Below are 18105 nucleotides of genomic sequence, written 5' to 3' on the forward strand. Positions count from 1 at the left end.
GACAAGGAATAAATAAAATGAATAAGTCTTTAATTTCAATTCTAATTACAGCGACATTAGGCTTGAGCCAAAGTTATGCGATGACCGCTTTAAATGACGAGGAGTTGTCAGAAGTCGAAGGTCAGTCTTTGATGAACCTAGAGTTTCAGCAGGGTACAAATACAACCGATGCACAAGGGAAAACATATAATCAATCAAACATTGGTTTTTATAAGTTGGCTCTAAGTGCCGAATTGGAGCTGAATGCCAATATTAAAAAGCTTCAACTCGGATGTGGTGGTGACAATAATTCAATTCGAGCGAACAGTTGTGATATCGATATCGATCATATTTCTTTAAGTGGACTGCCTGATGACCCGAACTATACATCGGATCAGCGTGCAGCAACTTCGGCATTAATCACAAATCCATTTATTCAGTTTGCCATTAAAAACCCGACTTCAGCCGCAACACGTGAAGTACTCGGTTTTCGTGTCAGTGCTGAAAAGATTAAAGGTTTGATGACATTAGGTACCAATAATGATGTAGATGCAAATAATAATGCGATACCCAATGGAATTAATACCTTTAGTGGATATATGAAAACCAAAACTGCATCAGGTACTGCAGTGACAGCAGCTCGTAGCATGACCTTTGCGGATACAGGATTAACTATGAATGGTATTGTGCAAGGACGATTACTCGGAAGTAGTTCTGGGACAACTTGTGTAGGTGGTTTTTTAGACCCTTGTTATGATATTTCATATACGTCTGATACTTATAATTTAAATTTATCTTCGACTACAGCGCCTTTTACGATTAATTCGACAGTTGTGTCGGGGACTCGAATGAAGGATGTAACTTTAAAAGGGACGGGTACTGTTGGGCAAATTGATTTTAGTGGACAATTAACAGCTAAAGTACTCGGTTTTTTAAACTTAGATAAACAGGTGTCCGGCAATATTACGGGGCTTAAAACAGATATTACAGTCAATCAAAGTTTAGGCTTAATTCATGCACTGTATTTAAACAACCCTGCATCATTATCCTTGCAGTCCCAAGATATTTTATGGACGGGTGCTGCGGTTGGTGCGAATAAAGGTTGGTGGCTGGCAATGGAAGATGAAGTCGAACTGGGTAGCTTAAGCCCAACGACCAAAGTGGCAATTACCAATGAAGTATTAAAACAAACCATTGCGGGTATTAATAAAGATCTAACGGACAATCCTCGAAATTGCGGTAATCTTTTAACAGGATGTGTCGGTGGTTCTGCCTTAGTTGTTGGGAATGTTCCAATGAATACGACGACTTTGGATTTTCCACTGACCAATTTAAGCTTACAAGGGCAAAACTTTAGATCAAACTGCTACGGTGGTTTAAAGTTCTGTTAGATATATGATCTAATAAAAAATCCCGCGATATACACGGGATTTTTCATTCTAAAATGAATTATTTTGCAATTTTCGCCAACAACTCTTCTTTAGAAATATTTACAGATTCAGCATCACGACGGCCTTTATATTCAAAAGTACCAGCATCTAAGCCTTTCTCACCAATCACAATACGGTGAGGAATCCCTGTAAGCTCAAGGTCTGAGAATTTCACGCCTGGACGTTCGTTACGATCATCCAGTAAAACATCATAACCTGCTGCCGTGAGTTCAGCATATAAGGCTTCAGCTGCATCTAAAGTACGTGGAGACTTATGTGCATTCATAGGCACAATGGCAACTTCAAACGGTGCAATTGCCATAGGCCAAATAATGCCTTTTTCGTCAAAGTTTTGCTCAATTGCAGAGGCAACTACACGTGTTACACCAATACCGTAACAACCCATGGTTACCGTAAATGGTTTACCATCTTCACCTAGGACTTTACAGCCCAAAGCTTCTGAGTATTTTTGACCGAGTTGGAAAATATGCCCCACTTCGATACCACGTTTAATTTGCAGCGTACCTTTACCGTCTGGAGATGGATCACCCTCAACCACATTACGTAAGTCATAAACTTCGGTGAACTGTGCATCACGTTCCCAGTTTAGACCAGTCACGTGTTTATCAACCTCATTTGCACCCGCAACAAAGTCAGACAGTACTGATGCAGCACGGTCGACAATGACCGTTAAGCCTTTTTCTACCAAGCCTTGTGGTCCACAGAAACCAGCGGTTAAACCCAGTGCAGCAAGTTGTTCTTCTGTTGCAAAAGTTAATGGTGATGCAATGCGCGGATGCTTCTCGGCTTTAATTTCATTTAGCTCATGATCGCCACGTAAGAACAATGCCACTACCGGTGTTGCTTGGCCTTCTTCGGCTGCAATACCTTGCACTAACAAGGCTTTTACAGAGTGTGCAGGATCAGATTTTAAGAAGTTAGAGACATCTGCAATGGTTTTTTGATTTGGTGTATCGACAACTTCTAATGCTTTGGTTGGCGCTGCACGTTCACCGACTAAAATGGCCTCAGCCATTTCAATATTTGCCGCATAGTCAGATTCAGTCGAGAAGGCGATATCATCTTCACCACTTGATGCTAACACGTGGAATTCATGTGAGCCTGAACCACCAATTGAACCTGTATCGGCTTGTACTGGACGGAAATCTAAACCTAAACGGCTAAAGATTTTGCAGTACGCGCCATACATGATGTCATAGGTTTCTTGCAGTGATTCTTGGTTTGCGTGGAAAGAATAAGCATCTTTCATGATGAATTCACGTGAACGCATTACACCAAAACGTGGACGAATTTCATCACGGAATTTGGTTTGTACTTGATAGAAGTTTGCAGGCAATTGTTTATAGCTTTTGAGTTCATTACGCGCAAGATCGGTAATAACTTCTTCGTGGGTAGGACCAAGTACGAAAGGGTTGCCATGGCGGTCTTTGAAACGAAGCAATTCAGGACCGTATTGGACATAGCGACCAGATTCTTCCCACAAAGACGCTGGCTGAGTTACGGGCATCAGGACTTCGAGTGAACCTGCATTGTTCATTTCTTCATGAACGATCGCTGCAACTTTATTTAATACGCGAACGCCCATCGGCAGCCAAGTGTATAAACCTGAAGCCAATTTACGAATCATCCCAGCACGTAGCATTAGTTGATGTGAAATCACTTCTGCGTCATTTGGGGTTTCTCTTAACGTTGCAAATAAAAAGCGACTCGCGCGCATGGAAACTGTCCTAAAATTTTAAACTTTGAAAGTCAAAGATTATACGATAAAAAATGAGGAGGCATGTCGACACCACCTCAGAAAAATGTTGATTATTATGACATGATTTTACGTACTTGACGCAGCATAAAGTTCTTAAAGTCATCTAAATAGGTGAAGATCACAGGAACCACCACCAAGGTTAGTAGTGTCGATGTAATGACACCGCCGATCACTGCATGTGCCATCGGTGCACTTTGTTCACCACCTTCACCTAGCCCTAAAGCCAGAGGCACCATGCCCATCACCATAGCACTAGTAGTCATCAAAATAGGGCGTAGACGTGTTTTACCCGCATTAATAATCGCTTGATAACGATCAACGCCGTGATCCATGGCTTTTTTAATGAAATCGATCAATAGAATTGCATTCTTGGTCACCAGCCCCATCAACATGATAATACCGATAATAGAAAACAAGTTCATAGTGGAGTTAAATAAGAAGAGCGCTAAAAATACCCCTATCAATGATAGTGGCAGGGAAGCCATAATCGCCGCAGGGTGAATAAAGCTATTGAACTGTGAACCTAGCACAATATAAATAAACACAATGGATAAGGTGATTGCGGTCATGGCATAACCTGCAGATTCAGCCATGTCTTTGTTTGAACCTTGTGTATCAAAGCTATAACCTGCAGGAAGATCAAAGTTGTCTTCAATTTTTTTAATATCTGCACCAATATCGCCTGCAGGGCGACCTGCGGTGTTGGCTTCAACTAAGACTTCCCTTGCTAGATCGCGACGATTAATCTGCGATGCCCCCAGACTTTGCTCTAAATGTGCAACGCTAGAAAGGGGAATTAATACAGCTTGACCATTGGCATCTGTTTTTTGCGATGTGAGGTAAAGGTTTTGTACATCACTAGGTAAGCTACGCGCATTTTCAGTTAAGCGCAGGTTAACGTCATAGGTTTCGCCTTTGTCATCTTGCCATGTGGTGACATCATCCCCTGCAATCAGTGGGCGAATGACATTGGCAATTTGGTTGACCGATAGCCCTAAATCACTGGCTAAGACCCGATCAATATGTACGCCTAAAGTCGGTTTAGGGGCTTTAAGTGAGCTTTCTAAGTCGACAATGCCTTTGACTTGCGCAATTTCTGCCATAAAGCGGTCTGAAATTTTTTGCAATTCGGCTAAGTCTGGACCTTTGATGGAAATCATCACGGGCTTTTGTCCGCCCGATACCGTTTCATCTGCGGAGGCAATTGAGGTCACGGTAATGCCACCCACTTGTTGTAGGCGTTGGCGGAACTCATTGTTTAAGTCGGTTAAGCTTTTCTTGCGTTCTGTACGTGGTGTAACGGTTACGCGAATACTGACATGGTTTTTACCACGATCCGTAACACCATTAATCACGGCATAGGTTGCTCGAACGTCAGGGTGCTGCTGAATAATTTTATCGACTTGCAGCAGTTTGGCTTGTGAATATTCCAAAGATGCATCGACAGGTGTTTCAAACTTAATCCGGATCTCACCTTTATCTGGAACAGGGACAAACTCTGTTCCAATTAGTTTAGATAAGCCTAATGCACCGAATAGCGAAGCCACAGCAACCATGAGGGTGATGAGTCGGAAGCGTAGAGCAAGCTTGAGTAATTTCTCATAGCCATGGCTGAGATTATCTAGTTTGCCAGAAATCCAATTAAAGAAACGTTTGACTCGATTGGGTGGTTTATGTGGATTATGCTTTTCAGCCCAATGTGCAGATAGCATTGGATCTAAAGTAAAGCTGACAAACATGGAGATCAGCACAGCAGTACTTACGGTTACGCCAAACTGATAGAAAAAGCGACCGATAATACCGCCCATAAACGCCACAGGTAAGAATACCGCAACAATGGTTAAGGTGGTGGCTAGAACAGCGAGTCCAATTTCTTTGGTCCCATCAAGGGCTGCTGTGACCGGGTCTTTTTCCATGTCTGCATGTCGCACAATATTTTCACGGACCACAATCGCATCATCAATCAGTAGACCAATACTGAGTGATAGTGCCAGTAAGGTCATCATATTAATGCTAAAGCCAAAGATCCAAATAAACGTCAGAGTGCCAAGGAGGGCAATCGGCAAGGTCATGCCTGTAATGGCAGTGGAACGGAATGAGCCTAAAAACAGCAGGACAATCAAAACGGCAAGTGCTGCACCTTCAATAATCGTACGTGCAACATCGGTGATGCTGTTACGAATGCCTTTGGATGAATCTACCACCACTTTTGCTGTGGTGCCTTCAGGCAACTGTTTTTCGATATCTGCTAAGGTCTCATAAGTGCCGTCGACCACGTCAATCACATTTGAATCGGAACTGCGTAAAATATCAATCGCAACCGCAGTTTTACCATCTAAATAGGCACTTGACTCAAGTTCGGCTTGGCTGTCTGAAATGCTTGCAACTTGGCGTAAATAAATCGGTACACCATTTTTATTGGCAATCACCAAATCGCCGAAGGCTAAAGGATGAATCACTTTAGACTTAATTTCGACCACAAGTTCACTGTTACCATGTTTCAACGTTCCACCCGGAACCTCGACATTTTCAGCTTTTAGCGTGTTGATGATCTGGTCAATACCAATCCTAAAACTTTGTAATTTGTGGGGTTCAATCTGTATGCGAATTTGTCGCTTGGCATCACCCAACAAGTTGACTGTCCCGACACCAGAAACGGTTCTAAACTGTGGAACGATGCGCTGATCCAAATAAGAACTGAGCTCTTTCAGTGACATGTTTTGTGATTCAAATACAATTGACATCACGGCATTGGCAGAAGGATCGTAACGTTCAACAATTGGGTCTTGAATTTCGTCTCGAAACTCAGCGGTGACCGGTGCAATTTTATCGCGGACATCTTGTGCGGCTATAGCGGAAGAAACATCGAGATCAAATTCAGCAATAATGGTCGATAAGCCTTCGCTAGACTGAGAAATGACCTGTTTTAAACCTGAAATGGTATTGATTTGGTCTTCCATTTTCTTGGTAATTTCAGACTCAACTGTTTCAGGCGATGCTCCTGGATAGGTGGTATAAACCACGACGAAGGGGAAATCGACATCAGGAAACTCTTCAACACCCATTCTTTGCCAAGAGGCTAAGCCTAAAACCATCAGACAAAACATCATCATGATGGTAAAAACAGGATATTTCACACTAATACGGGTTAACCACATAGCAACAACCTTTTCTTATTTTATGGATTGATTGTCACCATTTGATGCAAATCTTTTTCATTAAACTTTATACGGCTGATACGGTCGCCAGTTTGTAGTCTCTGTACTACAGCGCTGTTATTGCTATAGCGTTGTTCCAAGACTTTTATGTGAACACGTTCAATTTTATTTTGGCGAATCACCCAAACATAAGGCGAGTTTTGTATATCCTGAATGGTATCGAGCGGGATAATTTGGCCTGTTATGGACTGTGAACCAAGTATGTCACCCTCTACAAAGGTCCCGATACTCAATGAATTAATACTTTCAATTGGCTGAGCAAAGAACTCAATTTGACGGCTTGCGGGATCTGCAATCGGGGAAATACGAGTAAGTTTGGCTGTCAGTTTTTGCGGATTGCCTTGCAGTTGATATTCAATTTTTTCTCCCAAACTTAAAGCGGCTTGTAGATCACTTGGAATTTTGGCCTGTATTTCTAAATGACTCGGGTCAATGATTTCAAATAGGGTTTGTCCTGCGGATACTGTTTGTCCAGGTTCTACCTGACGTTGAGTAATAACTCCTGAAATCGGGCTTAAAATAGTGCCATCGCGATCCGCTTTTTCGGCTATATCGACATTGGCTTGTTGCGCACGTACATTTTCTAATTGAGCTTGATAGTCTACAAGGCTTTGTTCATATTCCACTTTAGAAATAAAGCCCTGATCGAGTAAACGTTTTTTTCTTTGAACCATGCTTTTTGCAAGATTGGCTTGGGCTTGGGTTGAAGCAAGATTGGCTTGAGCTTGGGCAAGACGCGCAGCATTATCTTGATTATTCAATCGAACCAGCACTTGCCCTTTTTGAACGGTTTGTCCAACTTGAACTGAAACTGCGGTTGCTGTCGCTGTCACTTGAGCCTGAATGGAACTTTGGTTGACGGCTCGAATGGTGCCAGTAAAGGCGGTACGTTGGATAGAAGGCCCTTCTTGGAACTGAACCAAGTCTTGTGCTATCAGCTCGATTTTAGCTGTAGATGAAGTCGGAGATGTGGCCTCGTCTTGTTTTTGGCAGGCCGAGAGGAGTAAGCACAAACACAGCGGACTGAGTTTAAAAATAGGGAGCACTTGGCGGCTTAATTTAGTTTTTATACATGGTGCAGCCTGCATTGAGTCAAATCCTTTGGTCTAGCGGCGAAAGTCAGCACACTGTAAATAAGACGCAGATTATTCAAGTGTTTTTAAACGAGCAATAATTCTGTCGTATTCAGCCTTGGTATTACGATAGTGACTTTGTAACGATTGTATTTGCTCTTTTTTCATCACAATATTTTTGGAATTGTAATCAATCATATCTTGGAGTAGTTTCGGATTGCTTTTGCCTTTACGCATGTTCTCTTTTTCTTGGCGTAAGAACCCGATACGGTCATTCTGTAATTGTTTTAATTCATCTTGCTGAAACTTAATCTGTTTTAAAATATAGGAAAGGGCAGTATTGCGTTTTTGAGTGGCGACTTGGCTGTTGGTATAAGCGCGTTTTAATTTAAGATCTGACTCGCGTTGCTTGGCTGCTGCTGCACGTTGCGGCGCATATTGCGCATCTTTTTCTGCGTTGTATGGGCGTGCCCGTTGAATCACTTGCATGTTGCTATCGAGTGCTTCATAACCATAACGAATATGGTTGGGGGTGACACTACTACTGACGTTCGCGATGCCTTTACTGTCGTAATATCGATACCAGACCGCTTTAGGTGGATCGGCCATAATCGAGATGGTCTGCAAACTTAGCAAAGCCAGCAAAATGACTTTCGCAGTCATCCTTTTTTTCACGATCAAAGCAAGTTTGTGATTAAACTCCCTAAGCATCGATACCCCCAGTTTAAAGTTGACTAAATTACTTATTTACAAGCAATAAATAGTGCTATATTAGTCGTAAATTTAGGAATAAAAAATATAATCAGTCAAAAAAAAATCGACGGGTATGCGAAAGTGTGAAGCCGTTCTTAAAAAGAAGATGAAGTGTGGTTTTATGCGGAAACTGTTCGTTGAAAATATAATAGGACTTACGCATTGACGGATTCAAAAAAGTATTAAAATACTTTATAAAGTATCTGTGATCAGACGAATTAAAAATGCTTCTACAGCAACTTGTACACTACCCATTTATATGGGCTTTCTCATGACAGAACCGAACTCTATTAGCTGCACACAACTTGCCGAGACTTATAACATCTCGCATGATAGTGTAAATCGCTTTCTAGAGCGTGAAGACTACACACCTCACGACCTATATCAAGAAGCAATTCAACATATTGATAATAATAAACTTATAGTCAGTATTGATGATACTGTTTTAGATAAACCGTATAGTCAGCATATGGACTTGGTTAGCTATTTTTGGTCAGGCAAACACCACCGATCCGTCAAGGGTATTAATCTCATTACCTTGTATGCGACAGATCAAAATGGTCAAAATATTCCAATTAATTTCCGAATTTATGACAAATCTGAAAGTAAAACCAAGAATGATTACTTTATGGATATGTTAAGTGAAGTACTCAGTTGGGGTGCAAAGATTCAATTTATTACAGGTGATAGTTGGTATTCATCGACTGCAAATCTAAAAACCATAAGAAAATATGGTATTCGATTTATGTTTGGTATCGACTGTAACCGTAAGGTTTCCCCAGAAAAAGGACAATGGTTTCAACTGCGTTTATTGCCGAATTTCCATCAGGGTCAAGTGGTCTGGCTTAAAGATTTTGGCTTTGTACAATTATTTAAGACTCAGTTAAAAGAACAGCAGAGGTTTTATATTGTGCATCAAGATGAAGATGATTTATTGTCCTTTGAGGGTTTTCATGAATTACATTCAAGTCATTGGAAAATAGAACAATATCACCGAGTGATTAAACAGGTTTGTCATATTGAAAAGTTTCAAGTAAGACGATCTAAACTGATTTCGAATCATATTTTTTCAGCCTTGATGGCCTACGTTGAGATACAAAAGAACCAGTTTGAGCGGATCTTTGAAAATGTATATCGTTGGCAGAAGAAGTTATTTAGACCAATGATCAAAAACTTCATTGATGACTTTATTCTCGATAAAAATCATCTGCTACCACAGAGAATCTATAAATAATACTGCGTAAGTCCTATATAAGTAAATATATGTTAAAAGTGTACGTAACTTGTAAAGCGTCTACGAATCTGTTTCTACAAACATTCTAAAAATGGGAAGGGTCATATTAAATGGACGATAAATTCCAGAATCTAAAAGTAATGGTCATTGATGATTCAAAAACCATTCGTCGCACAGCTGAAACATTATTGCAACGCGAAGGTTGTGAAGTGGTGACTGCAGTCGATGGTTTTGACGCATTGTCAAAAATTGCTCAAGCCAATCCTGATATCGTATTTGTCGACATTATGATGCCACGACTAGATGGTTATCAAACGTGTGCATTAATCAAAAATTCACAAAATTATCAAAATATTCCTGTCGTAATGCTCTCTAGCAAAGATGGTCTATTTGACCAAGCCAAAGGGCGTGTTGTCGGTTCAGATGAATATTTAACAAAGCCGTTTAGTAAAGATGAATTATTAAATGCGATTCGTAATCACGTTTCAGCATAAATAATATAAGTGTAATTGGGGGAAATTATGGCGCGTATTTTAATTGTGGATGACTCACCTACAGAGACATTCCGCTTTAAAGAAATTTTGGGGAAACACGGTTTTGAAGTGATTGAAGCGTCGAATGGTGCCGATGGTGTAACCATGGCTCAAGCTGAACTTCCTGATCTTGTGTTGATGGATGTGGTGATGCCAGGCGTTAATGGCTTCCAAGCAACCCGTCAAATTGCGCGTGGCGCAACAACAAAACACATTCCCGTAGTGATCGTCAGTACTAAAGATCAGGCTACAGACCGTGTATGGGGTAAGCGTCAAGGTGCATGTGATTATTTAACTAAGCCTGTTGATGAAAACCAACTGATTGATGTGATTAAGCAACACCTGAACGCAGGATAAGCTCTATGGCAGCAAATGGATTTATCGAATTACTTCGACTTGCTAAACGTGGTAATAAAAACTACGTTTCAAACGAAAATGAGGTAAACCGCTGGTCGGGCATTGCTTTTGAGATGATGGGGCAATATTTCGTTGCGCCATTAGGTGAAGTTGCAGAGGTGATTTATCCTCCGAAATATACCTTAGTGCCAAATACTCAACCTTGGGTTGTGGGTTTGGCCAATATTCGGGGACGTTTACTTTCTGTTGCCGATTTAGCGCACTATGTATCAGGGCATCGCAGTGCGTATTCACCGACTCAAAAAGTACTCTGTATTAGTCACAATGACCACTATGTCGGTTTAGTTGTAGATCAAGTTCTGGGGATTCAGCACTTTAATAAGAAAAGTTTCTTTTCTAAACACGAAGATTTAGATCGAAATTTAAAAGAATATTGCCAAGGGTATTTTCACCAACACAACCAACAATGGCATGTTTTCTTATTCAGTCGCTTATTAGACAATCCAAAGTATATGAACGCATCTATAAAATTTATAAATTAATATCATTGTCGCGCGCGAAATTATAAGGGCGTAAATCGGGGAGAAGCTGCATGGGCTTTAAACTTAAAAAGAAAAATACGGATGGAAGCAGTAACCGCTCAGGTGGAAATGCTTTAGTAGCAAAACTTCAATCACAGACGGAACAGTTTTCACGTGTATTTGGTGATAGTGAAAAGTCCAAGCCATTAATTTTGGGTGCGGCATTTTGTATCGTACTGGCAATTTTCTTACTGTTGTACCTATTCTATAGCGTACCTCGAAATAACGAATTCACCCGTAGCTTGGGTGATTTACGTCTTTTATCACAAACGATTTCGCGTCAGGCAACTGAAGCAACAGCATCAGGTACACCTGAAGCCATTAAAAAATTGACAGAATCACAAAAGTCTTTTGCTGAAAATTTAGAAACAGTAAAAGATATTCACGCGAGTACAGATGCACTGCGTGAAGTAGATGCACAGTGGAAAAAAGTTTCTGAAAATATTGATTTAATTGCCTCACAACAAAAAATCATTAACCAACTCTATGATACCAACATCGCGATTAGTGAAAGTATTCCTGGGATTCAGGCCGAATACAACTTAATGGTTGACCAAATGGCACGTCAAAATGTGCCAGCCAACCAAGTCGTGATTGCAAAAAACCAAGTATTCATTGCGGAACGTATTTTACGTTCAATTGGTTCGGTATTAACCGGTTCAGCCAACTCACGTGAATCTGCGGATGACTTTAGCTCAGATACAGAAACCTTCGCGTCATATTTAAACGCACAGTTAAATGGCAGTGCGGACTTAGGTGTAGAGCGTATTAATGACCCTGAAATGCGTGACTCTTTAACCAGTATTCAATCTGAATATGATGATGTACTGAAGTCAGCAGCAGCAACCGTCTTAAAGAACTCATCACAAATCGTTAAAGTACGCCAAGCGTCATCATCGATTTTTGAACAGTCGGATGCTTTGTTAAGCAATTTGAACAAATTGTCAGGTGGTACAGGTTTAGCGATTGCAATTCCTGCCTTAGGTCTAATTCTAGCCCTGATTGCTTTCTTATTCTGCGTATTTAAATTACTCGTACTTCGTGGCGAATCTGATAAAAAACGTGTATCTCGTCTACAAGATGAATATGACCGTAACCAAAACGCGATTTTACGTTTACTGGATGAAATTGCCGATCTTGCAGATGGTGACTTACGTTCATATGCAACGGTATCTGAAGACTTCACGGGTGCAATTGCCGACTCGATTAACTTCGCAATTGACCAATTACGTGACCTTGTATCGCGTATTACTGAAACCTCTCAAGAGGTTGCACAATATACGGCAAGTACACAGGGGATTACTAACCAGTTAGCCGAGGCATCTGAACACCAAGCGCAAGAAATTGCGGGTGCATCTGCCGCGATTAACGAAATGGCAATGTCAATTGACCAAGTATCTTCAAACGCTGAAGAATCAGCGGTGGTAGCAGAACGTTCAGTAAAAATTGCTGCAAATGGCGCGAACGTTGTAAACCGTTCAATTGAAGGTATGGATATCATTCGTGAGCAGATTCAAGAAACCTCTAAACGTATTAAACGTTTGGGTGAATCTTCGCAAGAAATTGGTAACATCGTTGCCTTGATTAACGATATTGCCGACCAAACGAACATCTTGGCTTTAAACGCAGCGATCCAAGCATCGATGGCAGGTGAAGCAGGTCGTGGTTTCGCCGTAGTTGCAGATGAAGTACAGCGTCTTGCAGAGCGTTCAGCTTCAGCAACCAAACAAATTGAAACACTGGTAAAAACCATTCAGACCGACACCAACGAAGCTGTAATTTCGATGGAACAAACCACGTCTGAGGTTGTACGCGGTGCGAACTTATCTAAGGATGCGGGTGTTGCACTGGATGAGATTCAAAACGTATCGGGTAATTTGGCGAAATTGATTGCAAACATTTCGGATGCAGCAAAGCTACAATCCGCGTCTGCAGGTCATATTGCAACTACGATGAATGTCGTACAAGAAATTACCTCACAAACCACCACTGCGACGTTCGATACAGCACGTTCAGTCTCTGAACTTGCGAACATGGCGGAAGCGTTACGTGAGTCTGTAACAGACTTTAAACTGCCTGATTAAGCGCTTGCTTTGGGGGAGGTATGCTGCTCATTGCTTGAGTGGCATACCAAAATCAGGATACACATCAACTCAATTAGCTTGAGCAAAAAGACTGGTTTGGGATGATGGTTATAATGAAGTTTATGCACCTTTTTTGGGTAGCTGACAACGCAAGAAGCCTTAGCTATGAAAGAAATATTAAAACATTTAGTTGAAACGACAACGCTTCCGGAAGATAGTTATCTAGATCAAGATGCAGAAATTCTTGAAATTTTTGTTGAAGAAATTGAAGAAATCTTCGTTGACTTAGATCCATTATTTGAAAAGTGGTACGCTGAACCGACCCATCAAGAAACTTTGTTGAGCATACGTCGTCACTTCCATACCTTAAAAGGCTCTGGTCGTATGGTGGGGGCAAAGTCAGCAGGTGAAACAGCATGGGCGGTTGAAGATACCTTAAATCGTGTGATTTCAGGGGCTGTGCCTCTCACGGCAACGGTTCAAAAATTCGCTAAAACAGTATTCAAACTGTATCAATTTAAACTGTATCCGATATTCAAAGCGGTGCAGGAAATTGATCTTGATCTTCGTCCATTGGTTTTAATTGGACAACAATTACAACAAAATCAAAGTTTAGAACCTGCTCTAGAAGAGTTGCTACAACTGTCTAATCATCTAAATAGTAATGATGTCGTGACGGGATTAGAGCTGAGAGATATCGAAGTGGCTGAATCTGAGCCGCAAGTTGCAGACGCATCTGAACAGAATGATCAAGTACATGATGTCCTTGAAGAAACTTTAGCGATCTTCATTGAAGAAGCGGAAGACCATTTAGCGACTATCGATCAGTTCTTAAATGCGGATGAAACCAAAGTACAAGATTACAATAGTTTAATCCGTGCTTTACATACATTGCGTGGTAGTTCGTCTATGGCGCAAATTGAGCATGTTTTTAATGCCAGCTCAAAAGTCGAAAATCTATTTAAAACCTTGGTTCAAGAAGAGATCGTTTCTACCTCGAAGGAAATCTCTTTACTCACCCAATATGCTGAATTTGTACGTGATTATTTACATGTGCTTGGGCGTGGTACGAACGAACAGCTTGACGTGATTTACGCCACGTTCACTACGGCTTGGGATAACTATGGTTTCAGTATTGAAGACGTAGATGATGAGCTAAACCCACAAGGTATGGTCTCGAAGCTGATCGAGTTAAATATTGATCTGTTGCTTGATGCCGAGTTTGAGTTTGATCAGCGTGCTAAGGTTGAATATCCTGAATATATTCAGCACTTAGGTGAACAAGCAAAACAATTGCTAGAATTCACCAATAACCGTGCTGCTCAAGGAATTCATGACTTTACTTCTGAGCTATATGCTGGTTATCAAGCCTTACTGGAAAAGCCAGAATTACTCAATGTAGATTATGCATACGAGTTATTTGGTCAGGCACATCAAGAATTTATCCATTTATTTGACACTTTAGCTGCGGGTCAGCGCGTCATTCTGACTGAAGAAGTGCATAAAGTTCTGAATGAATTAATGGCCTTCGTACAGCAAGATGTTGAATCGACTTCGACGACGGTAACTGAACCTGTTGCTGAGGCTATTGTTTCTAGAAATACTTTACAACCAAGCCTTGATCTTGCGCAGATTTCGCAGCAAATTGCATCGGATCATCAGTACAAGCAATCGAATACGGCCAATACCGATTTTGATGATGATTTGCTCGATATCTTCTTGGAAGAAGCCGAAGAATTATTGATGGGGATGGATCAGGATCTCAATACTTGGTCTAAAAATGGCAATGATACCGCGGCACTCAATAATTTAATGCGTTATTTGCACACCTTAAAAGGTGGTGCCAATATGATTTCTGCACCTTTTATTGGTTCGATTGCACACGAATTAGAGTCTATTTATGAGCGTGTGATTCGTCAGCAAATAGCCACAACGCCACAGTTGATCAGCATCATTCGCTTAGTACAGGATGACGTCGCAGACCGAATTCAGGTTATTCGTACGGAGAAGGTTGATTATCCAGCAACAGCGACCATCAATGTACTGCATAACATTCAGAGCCTGGTTGAGGGTACGCCTGTTACAACTACAGCATCTGAGCCTTTAGTTGAAGCGTTTGTTGCGGCAGTTGAAGAACCTTTATCTAATGTAGATAGAACGATTGAAGCTGAGGCAGCTTCGGTTGAGTCAGCACCTGCGATTGAATCGTCGAGTGTAGTTGATAACACGGACGTTACTGTCGTTGAACAGCTGGATACTCCGTCACTTGTCCAAGAAGAAGCAGCCAGTCTTTTATCAATTGTTGAAGAAACCTTCTTGGAAGAAGCCGAAGAAATTTTAGCGACTACGGATGGCTTACTGAAACAGTGGACTGAGCAACGTAGTGACCGTAGTGTGTTACTACAATTGCAACGTGCCGCGCACAGCTTAAAAGGCGGCGCGCGTATGGCGGAGAATGAACCCGTTGGTGCGATTGCTTATGAGCTAGAAACTACATTTGAGCAATTTGCTGTACATAATTTTAGTTCAAACGTATATGACCCATTATTGCAAACCGCGTTTGAATGGTTAAAACAAGCCATCTTCAAACGTGATTTTAGTAATTATGATGGTCTGAAAAATAGCTTAGCATCTATTGATTATGTGGATGTGATTGCGCAATTACCGACGCGTGTAACTCAAATTGATTTACTCAATGCGGTACCAAGTTTTGAGTTTGTGCAGGGTGATGGTACTGAGCCGCCAGCAATGCTGGGTGAGTGGAAAGAAACGACTCACTTGGATGGCGGTAATGAGATGATCCGTATCTCAGCTGATTTGGTTGAGAAAATGATCGACCTGTCAGGTGAAAATGCGATTAACCGTTCGCGTATCGAGATGGATTTAGGTCAACTCGGCAATACGTTGAACGAGATGGAGCTTGCAATTAAGCGTTTGGCGGATCAGTTACGTCGAATGGAAGGAGAGCTTGAAAGTCAAATTATTGCGAAGCACGGTTCTGAAAACTCGCGCTACGCAGACTTTGACCCCTTGGAGATGGACCAATATTCATCGCTCAATCAATTGTCCAAATCCTTAGCCGAATCGGCTTCGGATTTGGTCGACTTCAAGAGCACTTTGGCTGAAAAAATTCGTGATGCGGAAGGTTTGTTATTACAACAATCCCGCATTCAAGCGGAGATTCAAGAAAGCTTAATGCGGACACGTTTGGTGCCGTTCTCACGTATGTTGCCACGTTTGCAGCGTATTGTACGTCAGACCGCATCAACCTTGAACCGTCCAACGGAATTGGTCGTTCATAACACTGAAGGTGAATTAGACCGTACGATTCTTGAACGTTTGGTAACACCATTTGAGCATATGCTACGTAACGCAATCGACCACGGTATTGAAGATACGGAACAACGTAGCGCTGCGAAAAAATCAGCGACAGGCCAAATTGAACTAAACATTAGCCGTCAAGGTACAGACGTTATCGTCAGTTTTAAAGATGATGGTAAGGGTATTGATGAAAGCACGATTAAAGCGAAAGCGCTAAACTTAGGTTTAATTAAAGCCGATCAAGTGCTAGACAAACAAGAAATCTTACAGTTTATTTTCCATCCGGGTTTCAGTACGGCCAAAGAAGTGACGCAAATTTCTGGACGTGGTGTTGGTCTTGATGTGGTACAAAGTGAAATTAAAGCACTGGGTGGACATGTCACGGTTGAATCGGAAATTGGATTCGGTACGACCTTCATTATTCGCGTACCGACTACGGTAGCGGTTAGTGATGCGTTGATGGTGAAAGCCGGTGATCAACAATATGCGATTCCATTAGCGCAGATTGATCGTATTGTGCGTATTGCTCCAACAGCACTGGATCACTATTTCCACAGCAAAGATGACCAATTCAAAATCGATGGTGTGAGTTATAAACTGCGGTATTTATCTGAGTTTTTATCCAATCAGCCGATTCCACGTTTGAGTAATATTGGACATTCATTGCCAGTGTTGTTGATTAAAGGCAACAGTGGACAAACCATTGCATTATTGGTTGATCAGCTGATTGGTTCACGTGCGCAAATTGTAGTGAAGCCGGTTGGACAACAGTTTGCCAGCATTGGTGCAATTGCGGGTGCAACGATCTTGGGTGATGGCCATGTATGCTTAATTTTAGATGGTCAGAACATTGCACGTCAGATTTTAAGTACCAAGCGTGTAACGCATGCAGCTGATCATCGTGACTTTGGTCGTCATCAGGATACGCGTCGTTTAGTGATGATTGTGGATGACTCAGTTACGGTTCGTAAGGTCACATCGCGCTTATTAGAGCGTCAAGGCTTTGATATTGTGACTGCAAAAGATGGTGTCGATGCGATGGAGCAGCTGGAGAGCGTTAAACCAGACTTGATGTTGCTGGATATTGAAATGCCACGTATGGATGGTTTTGAAGTAACGAACTTGGTTCGTCACCACGAAATTCACCAGAACTTGCCGATTATTATGATTACATCGCGTACGGGTGAAAAACACCGTGAACGTGCTTTCAGCTTGGGCGTGACGCACTACATGGGCAAACCATTCCAAGAGGCAGAGTTACTTGCCAACATTCAGCAGTTATTGGCTGAAAAGCAGGGGTAAATAAATGAATGCAAATGTTTCAAAGAGCATGAATGAGCAAATCAGTCAGCAAGAATTGCAATATCTGATTACAGTATCAACGGGTTTTATTGATGCTTATATTATTGAGTGTCATGGTAAAAAACCCATGCTCTTGCCTCAAAATATTGTACTTTCAGCGCTCGATAGTGATACGCAAGTGAAAACGGTGGAATGGCACGATCTTCATCTGCCTGTTTATGCCATCAACCGTCCAGACCAAATGGAAGGGGTGGCACTGGTGATTGAGGGAGATGATGCTTCTCAACGCTTTGCTTTGATGTGTAATGAAATGCCGAAGTCAATTCGTTTACGTATTTCTGAAATTGTTGATGATGAAAGCCCTGTGAATGATCCCACCATTTTCCAGCTAGTCCGTATGGGGGATGAGACTTACCACGTACCGAATTTAAATAAAATTCAGGCGAGTTTAGGTCTTTAA

General features: G+C 41.5%; 12 protein-coding genes. 8 read left to right on the forward strand and 4 right to left on the reverse strand.

All coding sequences use genetic code 11. The features are described from left to right. Positions 1-17: 17 nt before the first annotated feature. Positions 18-1370: a hypothetical protein gene (locus tag HUK62_RS05885; protein ID WP_176537354.1), complete on the forward strand. Its 1353-nt coding sequence runs from the start codon at positions 18-20 to the stop codon at positions 1368-1370. 58 nt (positions 1371-1428) lie between these two features. Here the strand turns inward: HUK62_RS05885 and HUK62_RS05890 are convergent, their stop codons facing one another. The 4 genes from HUK62_RS05890 to HUK62_RS05905 form a co-directional block, all read right to left on the reverse strand. Then, positions 1429-3147, reverse strand: a complete 1719-nt coding sequence (locus HUK62_RS05890; RefSeq protein WP_176537355.1) for a proline--tRNA ligase — start codon at positions 3145-3147, stop codon at positions 1429-1431. A 95-nt stretch (positions 3148-3242) separates the two neighbouring features. Next, positions 3243-6347, reverse strand: a complete 3105-nt coding sequence (locus HUK62_RS05895) for an efflux RND transporter permease subunit (protein WP_176537356.1) — start codon at positions 6345-6347, stop codon at positions 3243-3245. Between the two features lie 20 nt (positions 6348-6367). Continuing rightward, positions 6368-7495: an efflux RND transporter periplasmic adaptor subunit gene (locus HUK62_RS05900; protein WP_176537357.1), complete on the reverse strand. Its 1128-nt coding sequence runs from the start codon at positions 7493-7495 to the stop codon at positions 6368-6370. 57 nt (positions 7496-7552) lie between these two features. Continuing rightward, positions 7553-8191, reverse strand: coding sequence for a hypothetical protein (locus HUK62_RS05905; protein ID WP_078425398.1), 639 nt, complete (start codon positions 8189-8191; stop codon positions 7553-7555). A 247-nt stretch (positions 8192-8438) separates the two neighbouring features. Between HUK62_RS05905 and HUK62_RS05910 the strand changes: the two genes are divergently transcribed. From HUK62_RS05910 to HUK62_RS05940, 7 genes are all read left to right on the forward strand, one after another. Continuing rightward, entirely contained in the window at positions 8439-9467 is a 1029-nt protein-coding gene (locus HUK62_RS05910) for a transposase (protein ID WP_176536921.1), read from the forward strand. Between the two features lie 110 nt (positions 9468-9577). Further along, positions 9578-9961, forward strand: a complete 384-nt coding sequence (gene pilG, locus HUK62_RS05915) for a twitching motility response regulator PilG (protein WP_004694493.1) — start codon at positions 9578-9580, stop codon at positions 9959-9961. Positions 9962-9988: 27 nt separating this feature from the next. Next, the gene (locus tag HUK62_RS05920; protein WP_004694491.1) at positions 9989-10357 is read left to right on the forward strand and encodes a response regulator; all 369 of its coding nucleotides are present in this window, start codon (positions 9989-9991) and stop codon (positions 10355-10357) included. A 5-nt stretch (positions 10358-10362) separates the two neighbouring features. Continuing rightward, positions 10363-10899 carry a chemotaxis protein CheW gene (locus HUK62_RS05925; protein WP_004694490.1) on the forward strand — a complete coding sequence of 179 codons (537 nt, stop codon included), beginning with the start codon at positions 10363-10365 and terminating at the stop codon, positions 10897-10899. A gap of 50 nt (positions 10900-10949) precedes the next feature. Beyond that, the gene (locus HUK62_RS05930; protein ID WP_004981158.1) at positions 10950-13022 is read left to right on the forward strand and encodes a methyl-accepting chemotaxis protein; all 2073 of its coding nucleotides are present in this window, start codon (positions 10950-10952) and stop codon (positions 13020-13022) included. 165 nt (positions 13023-13187) lie between these two features. Beyond that, on the forward strand, positions 13188-17645 hold the full coding sequence (locus HUK62_RS05935; protein ID WP_176537358.1) for an Hpt domain-containing protein: 4458 nt from the start codon (positions 13188-13190) through the stop codon (positions 17643-17645). A 4-nt stretch (positions 17646-17649) separates the two neighbouring features. After that, the gene (locus tag HUK62_RS05940; protein WP_058952133.1) at positions 17650-18105 is read left to right on the forward strand and encodes a hypothetical protein; all 456 of its coding nucleotides are present in this window, start codon (positions 17650-17652) and stop codon (positions 18103-18105) included.

The sequence above is a fragment of the Acinetobacter sp. NEB 394 genome (assembly GCF_013374795.1).
GTDB classification, from domain to species: Bacteria; Pseudomonadota; Gammaproteobacteria; order Pseudomonadales; family Moraxellaceae; genus Acinetobacter; species Acinetobacter johnsonii.